The 18,137-nt window shown below is 53.4% G+C and carries 16 protein-coding genes; all 16 read right to left on the bottom strand.

Going from position 1 to position 18,137, the window contains the following annotated elements:
* Nucleotides 1-48 precede the first annotated feature (48 nt).
* Complete coding sequence (locus BUA49_RS15460; protein ID WP_228704520.1) at nucleotides 49-1,134, bottom strand: HlyD family secretion protein; 1,086 nt, start codon at nucleotides 1,132-1,134, stop codon at nucleotides 49-51.
* Between the two features lie 218 nt (nucleotides 1,135-1,352).
* Nucleotides 1,353-2,348, bottom strand: coding sequence for a branched-chain amino acid ABC transporter permease (locus BUA49_RS15455; protein ID WP_072799233.1), 996 nt, complete (start codon nucleotides 2,346-2,348; stop codon nucleotides 1,353-1,355).
* Between the two features lie 2 nt (nucleotides 2,349-2,350).
* On the bottom strand, nucleotides 2,351-3,238 hold the full coding sequence (locus tag BUA49_RS15450) for a branched-chain amino acid ABC transporter permease (RefSeq protein WP_072799231.1): 888 nt from the start codon (nucleotides 3,236-3,238) through the stop codon (nucleotides 2,351-2,353).
* 104 nt (nucleotides 3,239-3,342) lie between these two features.
* A complete protein-coding gene (locus BUA49_RS15445) occupies nucleotides 3,343-4,557 on the bottom strand; it encodes an ABC transporter substrate-binding protein (protein ID WP_072799229.1) in 1,215 nt (404 codons plus the stop codon).
* A gap of 80 nt (nucleotides 4,558-4,637) precedes the next feature.
* Nucleotides 4,638-5,360 (bottom strand): ABC transporter ATP-binding protein, encoded by a 723-nt coding sequence (locus BUA49_RS15440; protein ID WP_072799227.1) that lies wholly within the window; start codon nucleotides 5,358-5,360, stop codon nucleotides 4,638-4,640.
* Entirely contained in the window at nucleotides 5,357-6,160 is an 804-nt protein-coding gene (locus BUA49_RS15435; RefSeq protein ID WP_072799225.1) for an ABC transporter ATP-binding protein, read from the bottom strand. The genes BUA49_RS15440 and BUA49_RS15435 overlap by 4 nt, the downstream gene beginning before the upstream one ends.
* Before the next feature lie 77 nt (nucleotides 6,161-6,237).
* Entirely contained in the window at nucleotides 6,238-6,663 is a 426-nt protein-coding gene (locus BUA49_RS15430) for a PaaI family thioesterase (protein WP_072799223.1), read from the bottom strand.
* Nucleotides 6,660-8,309, bottom strand: coding sequence for an AMP-binding protein (locus BUA49_RS15425; protein ID WP_072799222.1), 1,650 nt, complete (start codon nucleotides 8,307-8,309; stop codon nucleotides 6,660-6,662). The genes BUA49_RS15430 and BUA49_RS15425 overlap by 4 nt, the downstream gene beginning before the upstream one ends.
* 98 nt (nucleotides 8,310-8,407) lie before the next feature.
* Nucleotides 8,408-9,451: a proline racemase family protein gene (locus tag BUA49_RS15420; protein ID WP_072799220.1), complete on the bottom strand. Its 1,044-nt coding sequence runs from the start codon at nucleotides 9,449-9,451 to the stop codon at nucleotides 8,408-8,410.
* Entirely contained in the window at nucleotides 9,448-10,593 is a 1,146-nt protein-coding gene (locus tag BUA49_RS15415; RefSeq protein WP_072799218.1) for a zinc-binding dehydrogenase, read from the bottom strand. The genes BUA49_RS15420 and BUA49_RS15415 overlap by 4 nt, the downstream gene beginning before the upstream one ends.
* Before the next feature lie 111 nt (nucleotides 10,594-10,704).
* Nucleotides 10,705-11,817 (bottom strand): AI-2E family transporter, encoded by a 1,113-nt coding sequence (locus BUA49_RS15410; RefSeq protein ID WP_072799526.1) that lies wholly within the window; start codon nucleotides 11,815-11,817, stop codon nucleotides 10,705-10,707.
* Nucleotides 11,818-11,983: 166 nt separating this feature from the next.
* The gene (locus BUA49_RS15405; RefSeq protein WP_072799216.1) at nucleotides 11,984-12,427 is read right to left on the bottom strand and encodes a DUF4124 domain-containing protein; all 444 of its coding nucleotides are present in this window, start codon (nucleotides 12,425-12,427) and stop codon (nucleotides 11,984-11,986) included.
* 138 nt (nucleotides 12,428-12,565) lie between these two features.
* Nucleotides 12,566-13,441 carry a hypothetical protein gene (locus BUA49_RS15400; protein ID WP_072799214.1) on the bottom strand — a complete coding sequence of 292 codons (876 nt, stop codon included), beginning with the start codon at nucleotides 13,439-13,441 and terminating at the stop codon, nucleotides 12,566-12,568.
* Nucleotides 13,416-16,283, bottom strand: a complete 2,868-nt coding sequence (locus BUA49_RS15395) for a toxin VasX (RefSeq protein ID WP_072799213.1) — start codon at nucleotides 16,281-16,283, stop codon at nucleotides 13,416-13,418. The genes BUA49_RS15400 and BUA49_RS15395 overlap by 26 nt, the downstream gene beginning before the upstream one ends.
* Nucleotides 16,276-17,142 (bottom strand): DUF4123 domain-containing protein, encoded by an 867-nt coding sequence (locus BUA49_RS15390; protein WP_072799211.1) that lies wholly within the window; start codon nucleotides 17,140-17,142, stop codon nucleotides 16,276-16,278. The genes BUA49_RS15395 and BUA49_RS15390 overlap by 8 nt, the downstream gene beginning before the upstream one ends.
* Nucleotides 17,142-18,137: type VI secretion system Vgr family protein (locus BUA49_RS15385; protein ID WP_228704519.1), on the bottom strand; the 996-nt coding region annotated here is incomplete at its 5' end. The genes BUA49_RS15390 and BUA49_RS15385, both read right to left, overlap by 1 nt.

Below are 18,137 nucleotides of genomic sequence, written 5' to 3'. Positions count from 1 at the left end.
CGGTAATCAGCCCCCGGTTAGCGACACCGGAGCCAGTGGCCTGCTCGCTCACTCAGAATCTCCGGCCATCTCAGGCGCGGCATCAACTCCAAAAACTCGCTGAATCCAGGACGTCAGCGGCTGCATAAACGCGGGGCCACGACTTTGAGCGCCAGTATCAATCGACACCATCACGCTCATGCCTGACAGCAACCTTGGCGCGTCTGGAGTGTTTTCCAGCTCAACCCTCACAGGAATTCGCTGCACGACCTTCACCCAGTTTCCAGTTGCATTCTGCGCCGGCAAAACGGAAAACTCGGAACCAGCCGCACCCGCAATACTGCCTACGCGACCATGCCACGAATAATCCGGATAGGCGTCCACTTCAACCTCAACCTTTTGGCCCGGCTGAATATGGGTCAGCTGGGTTTCCTTCAGATTGGCCTCCACCCAGACACTGGCAACGGATACCAAACTCATAGCCGCCCGGCTGGGATTGGCGTACTGCCCTTCTACCGGTGTTTTGGACGCAATGCCGTCAAAACGCGCAAGTACGCGAGTATCGTCAAGATCCTTCCGGGCTGCCTCAAGAGCAGACTGCGCCTTGCGGTAAAGCGGATGTTCTTCCACTGCAATATCGGGATCACCGATCAAGCCGGCTTTGATGCGCTCAAGGCCCATGTGAACCTGCAGAACCTGCTGCTCTGCGAGCTCCATTTTGTGGCGATAGCTGTCCAGCACCGATTCGGAAACCGCACGTTTTCTGGCTAACTCTCCTTGCCGCTCGTACTCACGCTGGGAAAAGGCCTGATTGTTCCTGGCTACCGAGAGCTCTTGCTGTTTTTCCCTGTAGCTGGCTTTCATGGTTTCGATCTGGGTCTGCACTTCTGCCCGTTCAGATTCTGCTTGATCAAGGGCAATCCGATAACGCTGAGGGTCTATCTCGAATAATAAATCGCCGGTTTTCACATTCTGATTTTCTTTCACGGCTACATTCAGAACGGTACCGGATACCTCAGGCACCACGGAGACCATGTCCGCGCGCACGTAAGCATTTTCGGTTTCAACATAACGGCCGCCGAGAAGGTAGATAACAGTGGCTATCAGAATCACTGCGAGGGGTATAACGGTGAGCAGTATGAATCTGCTGTTCACAAGTCCGGACTCATTGCCTATCAGCTTTCCGGATGATCTGTAGTTGTTATCGCACATAGTGTCCCGGTTCCTCGAAATGTGAAGCATGAAGCAGCCACCAGCTCTTTGTGAGCCGCAGCATTATAAGCATGCTTACCTTTTGAGTGAACTAGTTGGAGCAATAAAAAAGGGCCACTCCGAAAAGTGACCCTTTGCTTTCTCTATCCGTGGCTCCGACACTACCCCATATTCTTTTTCATGAACTTCTGAATCTCCCCCACAATACCGCTGCGGAACGCCAGCACCGTAAGCACGAAGATGCCACCCAGGATCGGGTCTACCCAGTCCCGGAGTGGGCCCTGTGAAAGCTGGTACTCGAGGTTGACCACAAAGGTAGCGCCGACCACCGGGCCGAGCAAGGTGCCCATACCACCCACCAGGGTCATCAGGATAACTTCACCGGACATGTGCCAGTGCGCATCGTTGAGGGAAGCCAGCTGGAATACCACCGACTTCATGGATCCGGCCAGACCCGCCAGCGCAGCGGAAATCACGAAGGCCAGAATCTTGTAGCGATCCACGTTGTAACCGAGAGAGACCGCCCGGGGCTCGTTCTGCTTGATGGATTTGAGCACTTGGCCATAGGGACTACTGACGATGCGCTGCACCAGCAAGTAACATGCGATAAACACAGCCAGCACGAAGTAGTACATATTCAGGTTGTCTTCCAGATTGATTAGCCCGAACAGGTTTCCTCTGGGAATTCCGTGCATACCGTCTTCCCCGCCCGTGAATGACGACTGGACAAAGAAGAAGAAAACAAGCTGCGCCAGCGCCAGGGTTACCATCGCGAAGTAGATGCCCTGACGACGAATCGACAACAGGGCAAAACCAAGTCCCAACACTGTGGCCAGCGCCGTTCCCGCGAGGATCCCGACTTCCGTAGGCAGGCCGGAGTAATTGCTGAGCAGATAGCCGGTGGTGTATCCGCCGGTTGCCAGGAAGGCGGCGTGACCAAAGGACAGTAACCCGGTAAAACCGAACAGGAGGTTGAATGCGACAGCAAAAAGTGCGAAGCAAAGTATCTTCATCAGGAAGACCGGATACATGACAAACGGCGCCGCCAGCAGGAGCAGGAGCAGGACACCGTTAAGTATCATTTTCTTTCGGTCTTCCGCCTTCTGCTGCTCCAGGATGGCTTTATGGATGTCGGCCTGATCAAAGGGCTGGTTCATGGTTATGTCTCCTTACCAAACAGACCCGCAGGCCGGAACATCAAAACTACCACCATGACCAGGAAGATCACCGCGGATGACGCAGGCGGGTAGAACGTTTTGGTAAGCCCTTCAATTATGCCCATCAGGATACCGGTAATGATCGCGCCACCAATGGAACCCATGCCACCGATAACCACCACCGCGAACACCGTTATCAGAATGTGCGAGCCCATCACGGGCGTTACGGAATAGATTGGCGCCGCCAAAACGCCGGCAAAAGCGGCGAGCATAATGCCAAATCCATAAGTGAGGCTGATCAGCAAAGGCACGTTAATGCCGAAGCCCTGCATCAGCTGAGAATCTTCTGTTCCTGCTCGCAAGTAAGCACCAAGCTTTGTCTTTTCGATCATGAACCAGGTGCCAAAACATACTAGCAGTGCAATCACTATAACCCAGGCCCGGTAATACGGCAGAAACATGAATCCGAGATTCATCCCACCCTTGAACAGGTCCGGCATGGAATAACGGAGCCCCGATACCCCGTAGATGTTTGTCAGTACACCCTGAATCAGCAGGGCAGCACCGAAGGTCAGCAGAAGGCTGTAAATATGGTCCTGGCCTGCAATGCGCCTGAGCAAGAAGTACTCGATCAGCACGCCGACAGCGCCGACAAGCAGCGGTGCCACGAAAAGAGCGACCCAATAGCTGACGCCCAGAGCGTCGAACAGAATGACGGTAGCCATGGCGCCGAGCATGTACATTGCCCCATGGGCAAAGTTAATAATCTTGAGCAGACCAAAAATAACGGCTAACCCGAGACTCAACAGCGCATAGAAGGCGCCGTTAATGACCCCGATCAAAAGCTGACCAGCAAGGACAGCAAGGGGGACACCAAAAATCATGGACATGTTGCTTACTCCAAAAGCAGCGCAAACGTGATACCAGGAATCATCGTTGGGGTTCTCCGGAGCTCCCACACCCGTCAGGTGCGGGAGCCCGAAGGGTTACGCTCTTACTTGCCAGTTACCAGCGGGCATTTGCTCTCGGAAAGCGGACGGTAGGCTTCGTCTGCCGGGATAGTGCGAAGAATCTTGTACAGATCCCACTCACCCGTGGACTCGTCCGGGGTCTTCACTTCCGCCAGGAACATATCATGCACCATCCGGCCATCGACACGGATCTTACCGTTCTTGGCAAACATGTCGTTGATCGGAGTATCCATCATTTGCTTGCGCACAGTCTGGGCATCGTCTGAACCGGTAGCGTCAACCGCTTTCAGGTATTGCATGGCGCTGGAGTAGATGCCGGCATGAACCATGGTTGGACGTACACCGGTCTCTTCCATGAAACGGTCCGACCAGGCACGGGTCTCATCATTCATATCCCAGTACCAGCCTGTTGTCAGCTGGATACCCTGGGCCGCTTCAGTACCCAGTGCGTGAACATCCGTCAGGAACAACAACAACGCGGCGAGGGTCTGACCGGACTGGGTCACACCAAACTCGCTGGCCGTGTTGATGGCGTTGGTGGTATCTGCGCCGGCGTTCGCCAGAGCAACCACGTCAGCACCCGAAGCCTGGGCCTGAAGAATAAAGGACGAGAAATCAGGCGTCGGGAACGGATGACGCAACTTTCCGATGATTTCCCCGCCATTGGCTTCCACCACACGGGTTACGTCAGCTTCCAGGGAGTGGCCAAACGCATAATCTGCAGTCAGGATATACCAGGTCTTGCCACCCTCTTTGACGACAGCACTTGCGGTGCCGTTGGCCAGCGGGTAGGTATCGTACACGTAGTGAATGTGGTTCGGGGTACAGTGCTCGTTGGTGATGCTCGAAGCAGCGGAACCGGAAATGATGCCCAGCTTGTCGTTCTCTTCGAGGATGTCACTGACGGCGATGGAGACAGACGAGGCCACAAGCCCCGCTACCAGGTCGACGTTCTCGTTTTCAACCCAGCGACGAACGGTGCTGGATGCAACGTCCGGGCTGTTTCGGTCATCAGCACTCACAATCTCGATTTTGGCACCATTGACCTTGCCGCCAAAGTCGGCAACCGCCATTTCCAGTGCTGTCAGACCATTTGGGCCCGCAAGATCACGATAGGTACCAGACATGTCCGCCAGATAGCCGATTTTGACGGTATCGTTTGAAATCGCAGCCTGGGCACCACTGGCCATCATGGCTGAGGCAACGGCTGAAGTCAGAAGCTTTTTCATCATTGTCATTATTATATCTCCGCTACTGTTTGCGTTGGTTCGGGTTTATTGTTGCTATTGTTTTACTTTTCGCTCTTTCCTATCCGGGATCAAACGCCCAAATAGCGATCCAGCACCGACTGTTTGGTACTCAGCTCATCGGCGCTGACCTCTTCCACTATCTGCCCGTGTTCGACGACATAATGTCGGTCGGCCAGAGGCGCAGCGAAGTGGAAATTCTGCTCTACAAGGACGATGGTCAGCCCTTTCTCCTTCAGTTTCATCAGCACATGCCCCAGCATCTCGACGATGACCGGGGCGAGGCCCTCGGTAATTTCGTCCAACAACAGCATGTTGGCGCCGGTGCGAAGGATACGGGCCACAGCCAGCATTTGCTGTTCGCCGCCCGAAAGCTTAGTGCCCTGGCTGAACCTGCGTTCGTAGAGGTTGGGGAACATGGAGTAGATTTCTTCCAGGCTCATTCCGCCACTTCGCACTACTGGCGGAAGCGTGAGGTTTTCCTGGACGCTGAGTGCGGAAAAAATTCCCCGATGCTCGGGGCAATACCCGACACCCAACCTGGCAATATGATGTGGCGCGCAGGCCATGGTTTCTTCACCATTGATCATGATCGAGCCAGTACGGCGCCCTACCATGTTCATGATCGATTTCAGCGTGGTACTGCGACCGGCCCCGTTACGCCCCAGCAACGTGACCAGCTCGCCCCGATGAACCACCATGTCGATGCCGTGCAGAACATGGGACTCACCGTAAAAGGCATGCAGGCCGGAAATACGCAGCTGTTCATACTGTTTGTCTGAGCTATGACTCATCGGGCGGCCTCCGTTTCGCTTTCCTCGGAGGTCGAACCGCGCTCTCCGCTGGAAGCGGTACCCATATAAACTTCACGGACACGCGGGTCGGCAGACACCGTTTCATAGTCACCCTCGGTGAGCACCGCGCCCTGCGCCAGTACTGTGATTCGATCACACAGTTTGCTCACGACACTCAGGTTATGCTCAACCATGAGTACTGTCCGACCTTGCGCCGCCTTGCGGACCAGCTCCACAACCCGGTCCACATCTTCTGCGCCCATACCCTGGGTAGGCTCATCCAGCAACAGAAGTTCCGGCTCCATGGCCAGGGTCGTAGCCAACTCAAGGGCCCGCTTTCGGCCATAGGCCAGCTCAACGGTTGTTGTGTTGGCGTATTCGGCAAGACCAACAGAATCGAGCAATTCCATGCAACGCCCGTTCAGCTTGTTCAGAGAACTTCCGGACTTCCAGAAACTGAACGAGGAGCCTTCAAAGCCTTGCAGTGCCACCCGGATGTTCTCCAGAGCGGTCATGTGGGGGAACACCGCAGAAATCTGAAAGGAACGCACCACGCCCTTGCGAGCAATCGCCGCTGACTTCATGGACGTAATGTCATCGCCTTTGAAGAGGATCTTTCCGCGTGTGGGAATGAGGAACTTGGTGAGCAGGTTAAACACAGTCGTCTTGCCCGCACCGTTAGGGCCGATCAGAGCGTGAATATGGCCTTTCTGAATCTTCAGATTCACGTCGTCGACCGCAACAAAGCCCTTGAACTCTTTAACAAGGTTTCGGGTCTCCAGCACGTACTGGTCACTCATGAGCCAATCTACCTTTTGTTATTGTTGTACATTTGTACTTGTGTACAGATTAGATTGACGTTTACGTAGACGTCAATCTAATTCTCATGTTTTTTCGGTGGAATCGAATAGGTCATCGTTGAATGGGCGACAGGATCTTCCGAACCTTCGGAATAGACAAAAACTTCCCCCACCCCCATCGTGCGCCCCACTTTAAGCATAGTCGCTCTCGCCCAGATTGGCGCATGTGCTGCAGGCTTACGTAAAAAGTTGATATTCAGGTTTGTGGTTACGGCCAGAGGTACCAGCCCGATTCTACTCAGCAACGCTGCGTAAAGGGTTACATCCGCCAGCCCCATCATCACCGGGCCAGATACCGTTCCACCCGGCCTGAGGTGACCGTCGTCGACATCCAGGCTCATCTCTGCCCAGCCATCACCGAGTTTCCTCAGGCTGCCGTAAGCGGCCCCCTGAGGAAACTGTTCCTGAAGAAATATGTCCAACTCCTCAAACGTAATCTTCATGAATTGGGCTCTTCCTGGGCCCGGTTACGCAACACAAAGCGCTGAATCTTACCGCTGGGCGTTTTAGGAAGCTCATCCACAAATTCAATTTCACGGGGGAATGCATGCGTAGACAGGCGCCGACGAACCAGCTCCTGCAGCTCATCCCGCAGGACCTGATCATCCGCAGGCTGCTGATCCCCTTTAATGACAACGTAGGCCTTGATGATCGAACCACGCTTCTCATCCGGCTTGGCAACTACCCCGGACTCTGCAACAGCAGCGTGCTCCAGCAGTGTGCTTTCAACATCCGCGGGGCCTACCCGGTAACCGGCCGTACTAATGATATCGTCATCACGCCCACTGAATGAGAAGCTGCCATCACCGTGGCAGATCGCCATATCACCGGTGAGGTAGTAGCCTTTTACGAAGGGGTCTTTTTCGCCCCAAGTGTAGCCGTCAAAGTGGAACAGCGGAGAGGCTTTCACATCCACAGCAATCTGCCCGACCTCTCCCTCGCCCACTTCTTCGTTTTTCTCGTTCAGGGCAACCACTTTGTGGCCCGGAGAAGAGTAGCCCATTGAGCCTGGGCGCACCGGATGCGCAAGGGCGTGGAAGTTGCAGCAGGTCATACCGGTTTCAGTCTGGCCGTAGTGATCCATAACCGGGCAGTAATGCCGATTTTTGATCCAGTTAACCACTTCGGGATTCAAGGGCTCACCTGCACTGCTGGCCACACGCAGGCCAAGGTTCTCGCCCTCTGGAAGTACGTGATCATTGGCTTTAAGCAGGCGGTAAGCCGTAGGCGCAGCGGCGAGGTTGGTGATCTTGTACTTGCGGATCATGTCGTAGGTGGATTCCGGGGTAAACGCGCCCGGATTGAAGTGGGTAGCATGCCCCATCAGCAGTGGTCCAACCACTGCATAATAAAGACCGTATGCCCAGCCCGGATCTGCGACGTTCCAGAATGTATCGTCATCGCGCAGATCAATGGCGTACTTCATGTACACATAGAAAGCCATCAGCGCACGGGCCGGCACGGCAACGCCCTTTGACTTGCCCACGGTACCAGAGGTGAACATCTGCAGGAATGGATCAGTACCCTTGATCATCACTGGTTCAAAGTCAGGCTTCTGTGCGTCAAGAACACTTCGGAAATCCGGAATACCGGCACCCGCTTTTTCTGCATCAATACACAGTACTGGCGAACAATCCTTCACGTCGGTGAGCTTGGGGTAGTTTGTCGGGTCCGTCACTACCAGCTTTGTTCCCGCACGCTCAAGGCGATATTCGATAGCACCGGAGCCGAAAGCCGTAAACAGCGGCTGATAAACTGCGCCAGCGCGCAGCGTACCTGCGATAACAATAAGCAGTTCCGGGCCTCTTGGCAGCAGGCCGGCAACCCGATCGCCTTTGCCAATACCCTGCGAAGCCAGATAGTTCGCAAAACGGGCAGACTGTTCTTTTAGCTCAGCAAAGGTGAGCACGCCGTCGCCGCCGCCATCTTTTTCGTAATAAAGCGCGACTTTCTTTGGATCGGTCGCCCACTTGTCACAAATCTCGTGGCAGACGTTCAGCCCATTCTCCAGACTTCCATCCAGGATGTCCGCTTCCAGAGCGGCGGGATCGAAGTTGCTGTAGACGTCAGCGTATTCGGGAAGGCTCATAATCAACTCCTGCTATTTTTATCATTAAATGCATGATGAAGATTTATCATAGCCTTCACTTTACGTAAAGGTAAACTTTAGGCGAACGTCGTTAACAATCAGCAGGACTCGCGACTGCTGAGAATATGATGAAGCCCATCACAATCCACCAATGAATCGTCGCAATTGACCACAATATCCGAACGAGCAATGACGTAGCCTTTCCCGGTTATGTTGTTTTTCACAACCTGGTAATCACCTTCCTGCTCTATACCAGAAAACTCACCGATAAAGCCGGTCTCCCGAAGCGACACGGTTTCGAGCCTGTCTCCGGGGCGAATCAGCCCCTCATAATGCATCAGTGCCAGCCGCGCCGAGGTACCTGTACCCGTCGTGCTCCGGCAGATGACGCCGGGGTGCACATAGGTCGCCGAGCGGGAGCGATAATAGCCCCCGGCCACTTGGTGTACCGGCCCCATAAAGTGCAGAAACGGCAGAGGCCCCACATCACCCAAGGTATAGTGAGAAAATCCCCGCTCCGCCTGAATCGCCTCGACAATGGCGTGGGCAGCACACGCGAGCTTTCGTTCTTCATCCAGTGTCAGGTCAAACCCCAGAGCTTCCGCATCCACGAGTGCGTAGAACCCGCCGCTGTAGGCTACGCTGTAAGTAACAGTGCCGAGTGACGGCACCTCGATACTGGCCCGGTGGGTATGTATGTAGCTTGGAAGGCCTTCGCAGGTAATCGCTTCAACCACCCCGCTTTCAACCAGTGCGTCGATGCGCACCAGACCCGCCGGAGACTCCAGCAGGAAGCTCTGCCTGCCTTCCTGTTTCGGCACTATTCCGGCTTCGAGCACTGCAGTCGCTGTGCAGATGGTGTTGGAGCCCGAATAAATCGGGTACCCCATCACTTCCATGATGATGTAACCGGCAGCCGCACGGGGATCGGATGAAGGAACCAGCAAATCCACGGACATCTCGGGGATACCGTAAGGCTCCTCCAGCAACAATTTTCTCAGCCCGTCGGCGTCGTCACGCAGATACTCCATTTGTGCCCGCACACTGTCTCCAGGCAGCGGATCGATGCCGCCGGTCACAATGCGGCTGACATCGCCTCCGGCGTGGGTGTCGATAAGCTGAATCGTCAGTTCCTGTTTCATGTGTTTCTCTCCAAAGACCAGGGCTTGCCGTGCTCTTCCCACTGCGAATCCGGAACAATGACAATCTTGCCGAGATAATTGCTGCCACGATTCATGAAATAGCGCTCTGCCTGATGCAGCTCCGAAAGCCGGAAAGCACCATGAAGCACCGGTTTGAGCTGTCCGCTACGAATCCACGCCACAAGCTGTTCCGCTTCGTCCCGGGTGCCGTGGGAGACGCCAAAGATCTGCACCTGATACAGGTAAATCCGAGTCCACAGAATTTCACTGACATTTCCGCCACTGGCGCCGGCAATACTCAGGCGTGGATAGGTCTCGCGGGCGTTCATATCAAAGATCATGGCGTCGATGAAGCGATCGGTCATATCGCCGCCCACCAGATCCATAACCACATCAAGGGGTTTGCCGCCGGTTTTCGCCTTTACACGCTCCACGAAGCTGTCCATATCAGAGCGATCAAGCACCGACTCTGCACCTAACTCCGCGAGAGCTGCGGCTTTATCCGACGTACTCAGGGCGTAAGGAATAGCACCCATAATCCGGCAGAGCTGGATCAGAGCCGTGCCAACTCCGCCGCTTGCGCCGGTAACCAGAACACGCTCTCCGGCTTGTACATGGGCAGACGTGAGCATGTGCATGGCTGTCTGGTATGAACACATTCCCATTGCGGCAAGCTGGGCATCGGTCAGGTCCTCATTCGGCACAGCGTGGAACTGATCTGATGGAACGGCCACGTATTCCGCATAACCGCCATCTGCGCCATGGCCAAAATAATCCGGGGTCAGATTGATGTCCCGGCGGCTATCCGCATAGATATTGAAGTCCAGCAGGCCTCTCTCGCCAACACGGTTGCTATCAACCCCGTCACCCACGGCTACGACACGGCCGGCAATGTCTGCGCCTTGAATACGAGGGAAAATCAAAGTGGGCTTGCCACCCATCTGAAACGAAGTGGTTTCGCCTTTTTTGGTGGGGTACAGCCCTTCCCGAGCCTTACGATCTGTATTGTTCTTGGCGGTAGCAGTTACCTGAACCAGAACCTCACCCTGCGCCGGAGACGGCGTGGGCACTTCTTGATACTGAAGCTTTTCTATGTCGCCGTGGTCGGTAAGAACCATGGCTTTCATGGTATTCGGGATCATAAGTAAATGATCTTCCCTGCCCGCGGAATGTAAGGTATCCCCTCAGGATAGGTGACATTCACACAGGTGTCAGGGCTTATGCCGGGTATTCATGATATTGCCTGCTACAGGCTAACGGGCAATCACCTTATAAACAGGCCGCAGCTTGGGAATCTGCTTCAAAACAACCTGAATAACGGTCATCAGAGGCACCGCAAGCAACACGCCAACGGGACCCCACAGCCAACCCCAGAAAAAAATGGAAACGAAAATAATCACCGGGTTAATTGCCATGCGAAAACCGTGTATCCAAGGCTCGATGAAGAACCCCACCATCGTTGTCAGGGCAAGATAGCCCGCCGGCGCAATGGCCATCATCCAGACGGTATCCAGACTTACCGCCGAAACAACTGCCAACAACAGAATGGTGAGGATAACGCCAAGATAAGGGATGAAGCGGGCCAGGCCCGCCACCAGCCCCCATACGGCCGGATCTGGAAGGCCGATAGCCCAGGCCATCAGACCGGTAGCCACGCCAACCGATGTATTACTGAACCCCAGAACGCCAAGATATTGGGCAATCTGGTGCTGGGAATCCCGGGTAATACGCAAAACAGTTCTGCGGTGACCTCTCGGCAACTGACGTACAAAGTTAAGCACCAGCCTGTCGCCACTGACCAACAGGAAATATGTCAGTGCCATCGCAAGCGCAAGGCCCACAATACCTACACGGGCTTTGTTCATAAGCTGGGCACGCCAGGATTCGGTCTGCAGAACGACCGTGGTTGGCTCCTGCCTGGTCTTTTTGCCATCCCCCTCCGAGAACTCACTGACAGAGTCCTCCACTTTCTGTGCAGATTCCGTGACCTTACTGATCTGCCGCTTCAACTCACTTTCTCCGACCAGCAAGCGGGAAATACCCTCAGGAGCCCTACCCGCCCACTCCAGCGCCGGCGTGGCAACAGCAATGGACACACCCGCGATGGCGGCAAGTAGCAGCAATACCAGAATCAGCGAACTGACCACTCTGGGAAGACGCAGCCCGGTACACATACGCGAAGCCAGAGGCGACAACAGCAAGCTTGTCAGCAGCGCCAACACCATCGGCAAAATGATCTGATGAGCAAGATACAGGGTGTAAAGAATACCCAGGGTAAAGAGACCGTAGATAGGCGTGGAAAGGTCGGCCAGAGTTTTTCCGACTCCAGGGCTGCTCTGTTCACTTGAGTGCTGTTCGTCTTCCATAAAAAAATCCATAGCCTGTCGGCCGGCAGCGATTAAAGTCGCTGCCGGCCTGATTTGGTGTGCCACCGAAGTTTCGGCTGGCAAGCAGGCCAGTGTACCTTTGGTGAGGCATTACCGCATTATTGAGCTGCCTGAGCCGAGAGGGCGACAGCAAACCAAACCAGACTCAAACTTCGCATTCACTCTGGACACGCGCCCGAAACTCCTTACGAATACGCTCGTTTTCTTCATCATTAACAAAAACGCGTTCGCCTTCCTTGTTCAGCCGATAAATCCCCGAAACGCTTTTCAGATGTTTCAGGCGCGCCTCCAAGGCCTCGCAGTGAGCTTTGAGCTTGGCCGCTCTGGCCTCCTGTCCAGCTTGGTTTTTTTCCCGGGCGGCACGCTCTTTTTCGCTTTGCTCAAGGAATTCACTAACCCGCTGTTTGCGCTCACTGGCAGCCGCATCCAGGTTCGGCGGTGCTGTTTCCAGGCGTACCTCGTCAGCAACTGCATTCGCGGGTGGCCGATCACCGAAGTGAGTCTGGCCGTTTTCATCAACCCAGCGGTAGGCGCCGGCTTGGGTGATGGGGGTAACTAATAACAAGAGGGGGATAAGGAGTCCTTTCATCGATTTTGATCCCTGTATGCTGGAGTTTACTATTAAGAAACTTGGCTATATTAGCCGGTGAGTCATTCAGATTTTATTGGGTTAGTCGGGAGGCTCGGCTTTCTTGCGTCAAAAGCGAATGGCAAGGTTCGCCAAAAATCAGTAGCAATTAAACTTGCCAAATACATCTTCGATTTCTTTAGGCCATTTGAACTTAAAAGGAGCAAATTTCCACCAGATGAAAGTAGGCATAAAAAAAATAAAGAAGAAGTGATCAATAAGGGAAACCCTTAAAGATTTAAAGCCAACGTGCTTTATATATGCGTCATAATTGGCCGTGGCAAGATTGTCATCATCTCCCTCAACAATCCCCTCATTGTGATACCTGACAATGAAATTCCATTTCCTGTAAATATCCTCTTCCTTAAAGCCCGAAGAGAGCTTTTTGCGCTGCAGTGGCCTCCGGGGGGCTTTTCCGCAAAAATAGTGCTTATCTCGCAGGTAAAGATGGGAGTAATACTGCCGTTCCCAAACAACACCAGAACCCAAGTACTGCAAGTTGTGGGAAAAGCTCACCTCCAGCTCATCCCATGGAATACGATAGAATGTGCCCCGATGCCCCGCGTATACGAAACGTTTCTGCCGGTCGATCCGAACCGGCAACGTGAGCGGAAAGAATATCTCGAACAGATAAACTGCAACCCAAAGAGGTAACAACAGAGCCGCTGATGCTGAGAACACACCATAGTAAAACTGGCCAATCATCCACATGACGGACAGCGCAATTATCATAAACAAGTTTATGACAACCAACTGAAATCTTCTAAAAATCAAAAAGGCCGTCCGTATGTCCATGAATCGTTCACTGATGTAAGCGACACCGTAGTCCATCTCTTCCGAAGAGTCAGATATCCCCGCAACTTTGCGGGCCGGAGGGCTAGCAAGCCGCTCTCCATGGGTGCGGTACAGCCGCTTCTCTAGCTGCTGCTCAATATCCGTCTCAGGGAAATCACAGTTCAAAGGTGAGTCGCTCATCAACCCCCAACTCCTCTACGCCGTTTCCATCCAGGATGATTCGCAGACCCTCATCCCCTGTAATTTTTCGTCCGTCTTTAACATACTCGATAAGCAGTTCAAGCTGCTCCCGATTGTTGTGGTTGTAATGGGTAAATCGATACATAGCCTCATTGGAGGAAAAACTGGCATCCATTCTACGCTCAAATAAATCAGTGATATCGTCCCACTGATCATCAAAAAACCAATTTCGGTCCGCCTCAAATAGCTTGATAGAAACCGTGCAAGACGCCTGATCATAGCCAGGGAAACACACTACGAATCCCGTGAATTCTGACAGAATCTTGTGCTCGCCTTGCCGAGTAATTGCCGCATGCTTTGACATATACTCGGTAACCCGAACAAAGGGAGAGAATAATATGTAGTGGAACGCGTTTAATTCCGCCTCGAAATACTGCCTTACTTCAACACCTTCATCTTGGGAAGTGATGAAGCTTCCCGCGTCAAGTAGTTCATCGTTGGAAGGCCTAGATTGGTTATCCCAATAGCGAAGAGTAGGAGCTTCGCCCCAGAAGGATTGTGACAAGAAATCCTCCATCCGGGAGCGAGCGATGTACATCTGGATAGCACTGACAGCTACGGTGATCACCAACAACATCGCACCTATCAACACAATGGGCGCACTCACTATAGTAGCCGCACCTGCCAAAGCCAAAATGGTCAGGTAGCCTATACTCACAGTCAGCCCGATCTGAACAGCGGCCAGAAGCACTGCCGCGTTTTGACCGGTGTGCCAGGCTTGGCGGACAGCTTTTCCCTCCAGGATTATTGCCAGAACCGGCCCAATAAGGGGAAGGTATTTTACGGCTACCTTCGTAATAATTGTGGTGCCCTTGGTCAGTGCCTGAACTGCTCTCGCCCCCCTGAAAATTTCCGACACCCTTACTCCAGTTGCCGAAAGATCGACTCCGAGGGCTTTGGCATACTCTGATCGGATCAGAAGCCCACTGAGGTTGACAATACCCTCAGCGACACTCCAAAAACTGTCCACAAAGGGCAACCATTTATCAGCCATGGAGCGATCTCCTAACATCACATCCTGATGTGTTTCCCTCAAACCCGAGAACAGGCTCACCATGTTAAACGCCTGAAAAAAAGTCACCGCTCCAATGAACTTTCCGCAGTTCTCTTTGATGCTCTCAACCACCGGATCAAGCCGTGTATGGAGCCAGTCAAACGGGTTGTCTTTGAAGTTCGGATCCAGATGAAACACTTCGATCAGGGTTGTTTGCAGATAGTTCCTGATTCGGACATCTGCCATTCCAGCTGCCAAAGGAGTCATTGAAAGCTCTGAGAAGTAATGGCCCGAGGCCGCTTCGAGTGATTTTCGGTTGGCCTCCAGAAGCAACTCCGTCGCGGTATCCAGCGCTATGCCGTGCTCGTGGATTTCGATGCCATAGCGTTTCGAGACATTCTTGATCCACTTTTTCCAATGGGGACGAGTTTGCGTGTTTTTAGCCCACGCCCCCATTGCTGCTGCGGGTGCGGCAAACTCCAGCATCAGGGTGTCCGTAGCCAGACTCACCTGAACATGTGCGGGCATGTCAAAAATACGACCCACGACTTTTAGACTGCCATAGTCAAAACCGGGAAGATCTTTCAGCTGTTGCGTAATTTTGTTGGTTGCAGATGCCAGAAATAACACACATTTTAGTGAGCCTCCAACGGTGCCAGCATCGCCTTCTTCCGCCGCCATCCACTTCTCTGCGTCTTGTTTGCCTTTCTCCGCTCCGACGTACCCATCAAGAATATCCGCGAGCTCTTTTTCGACCGCTTTAAACCCATCTGCACAGTAGATGTCGTTGAGCTCCAGCTTCCTCGCCATCTGATCGGAATCAATCCATCGTTTCCAATCATCAAACACGCAGCTGCGTGCCTGGTCGTATTCTTGAGCCTGCTTATGATAGCCCTCTAAAAAGGCATCCTTGTCTGCCAGGCGGATACGCTTTTTCAACTCTCCGGCTGCTTCGTTTCGTTTGTCTTCCGTTTCTTTTTTTCCAGCCTCTCGAGCTATAAGCGCATCCACCATTTGCGAGGTTGTATAAGCGTAAGTATTTTCCTCGGCGTGATTCAAAATCAGGTTTACATGCAGGGCATGCAGCTGCCCTAACTCAGAGGCGATACCAATCTCGTCCTGAAGAGCAACACAATACGAGAACTCGGTTTCTTTTTTACACTGGCCCTGCAGATCTGCTTCATTGATTCCTTGCGCGAAGTCCGTAAAACTCCAGCTAAAATCCCGCAGCTCGGATCGAAAGTCTTCAACCAAAGCGTTTAAAGCTTCGGTTTCGCCAATATTGATGCCCTCACCTTTCTCCGGCAACTCCTGCAAATCGAATGCCTGCATGTACCCTTCACGAATCTTTGCATCCGTTCGTGCAAGTTCCTGCAAACGAGCAGTCCATCGATGATGAACGAATTTCAAAAACACTTTCCCCTGCGCAGGGTGGTGTATGCAGGGCAAAGCACTTTCCGCATCAACATCTGGGAGCAGAACCGAATTCACTCCCGGCTGTACTTCCGTTATCACACCTTGCTCATTGACTCTGTACTCATGAAACGTCCCGGACACCTCCGAGAACATATAGACCCAACCCGGGGTCAGTTTGCGAACACAGTAATGAGTGTTTTCAAGTAAAACGGTTGGCGGGTGAAAGTTGGCGGGCAGAGCAGTCTCTTCCTGGCTGATCGCCCAACGAACCGGATACAACGCAACTGTTTTAAGTTGTAGCGGGCATACCTGCACTGCGGAATCGATGTCGTCAGCGCCCTGTAAAAATGCTGAGCTGTTAGCGCTACCCATGGGCCAGTCCCTCCGTTGACTTGTTCTCAGCCAATTCTGCGATTTGCGTTATGGCCTTACTGGGTGTTGCGGAATTCCTATTCCACAGATTCTGGACATCACGGTCCTCAAACGCCTGACGCCCAAGCCAGCCAATAATATTGATATAGAGAGCGATATCGCGCGCACTGTGCAGCCCTCTTTCTTTCGCTGCGTCGACCAACGCAGATATTTCATCCCAGCTACACTCGTTTCCACCCGACCGCTGCAGCAGATGGGGAAAGTATTTTGCAGTGTGAAGCTCAAGTTTTCGGAGAGCTGTCCGCTCCGCCGCTTTTTCCATGGCAACCTGATGTTCCTCGCGAATACTGAACACTTCCTTCTGCCGCTCATACGACGGCTGGGCATTGTGAAAATACTCCCACTCACCCGTGCGGCGATCCTGAATGGCATACATGCTGCAGGAACCCATAAGGCGACTCGTATCCTCGCCTGTCGAATCCTGTTTCAACAAACCCCGCATGATTTCAGGGTCGTAAAACCGAAAAATCACCTCATCACCGCTGACTAGCCGGGCTTTAAGCAATCCACGCAAGTGGGTCATGACCTGCTCAAAATCACAGTCGGCCTGCATCAGGATGGCGGCACCCAAGTGCTTCCATTCATCGAAACATTTCAGGGCCAGAATACTATTAAAGCCTGTTTCAACCAGCCACGGCGATACTTCAGATAGATCGGCGAATTCGGTTCCCCGGTATAGCGCGTCACACTGAGGGGACTCTTCTTCTCGATATATGAACTGGGACAAGTTATTCACTTTTGCGCCGTCAATGAGAACGAACGTCTTCCCCATATCAGGAAATCCAGCCAGATTACCCATCAAATCGCACCTTGGGATTCTGGTGAGCAGACCTGACATATTCCCTTGCCCTGATTGGCTGCATTTTTAATTGCGCGAATCTGATCTGGCTTGGCCATTGGTCGTTGAGGTGCCTCTGGTAAGTGTTCAGGTGCAGGACTGACGACCCCGGCCTTCTCTACCCGTCCAGGCTTTTCCGGCACCACCACCTTCTGTCCACTCCCCTTGCCCGCCGAGCCACCGGCGTTCATTTTGATAGAAGCCCCACCCATAGCGACACCGCCAGGGTCGACTTTTACGAAGCTGCCGCCGGCCTTCAGGGTAATTTCGGCACCGGCTTCAATAACAGCCTTTTGTCCGGCCTTAATGTGTAGTTCAGTACCAGAGTCACTGAGCCACGCGGTGCCGGCTTTCAGGTGCAATGTGCCGGTTACGTTGAAGCTATGGTCTTTGCCGATCTGTTCGCGCTTTTCACCGTCGGTGGTTTGGTGCCTATCGCCCTGTACGTGGCTGAAGCGGTCGTTCTCAACGGTCAGGTGGCTGTCATTGTTGATGACTTCGGTGCGGTTGTTTTCGGTGAGCAGATCCAGGTCTTTCTGAGCATGGATATAGATCTGTTCTTTTCCGGCTTCATCTTCGAAACGCAGCTCGTTACTGCCCTCGCCCTTGTGGGTCTGGGTTTTCAGGGTAGTGCGGGTTTTGTGTTCCGGCAGCGCGTAAGGCGGTGTATTGGTGGCGTGGAAAGTTCGGCCAGTAATGATGGGCTGATCCGGGTCGCCATCGAGAAAGGAGACGATGACTTCGTTTCCGATTCTCGGCAGGGCCATAAAGCCATATTGACCACCGGCCCAACCCTGGCTGACTCGAAGCCAGGCGCTGCTGTGTTCGTTGTTCTCGGTGCTCTCTACCTTGCTTTGCTGCTGGCGCCGATCCCAGGGAAACCGTACTTTTACCCGGCCAAATTCGTCACAGTGGATTTCTTCACCTTCCGGGCCGGTGACGATGGCTATCTGGGG

Source organism: Marinobacter antarcticus, assembly GCF_900142385.1.
Lineage (GTDB): Bacteria > Pseudomonadota > Gammaproteobacteria > Pseudomonadales > Oleiphilaceae > Marinobacter > Marinobacter antarcticus.
The sequence above is the reverse complement of the archived record's forward strand: the minus strand, read 5'-3'. Positions and strand labels throughout refer to the sequence as shown.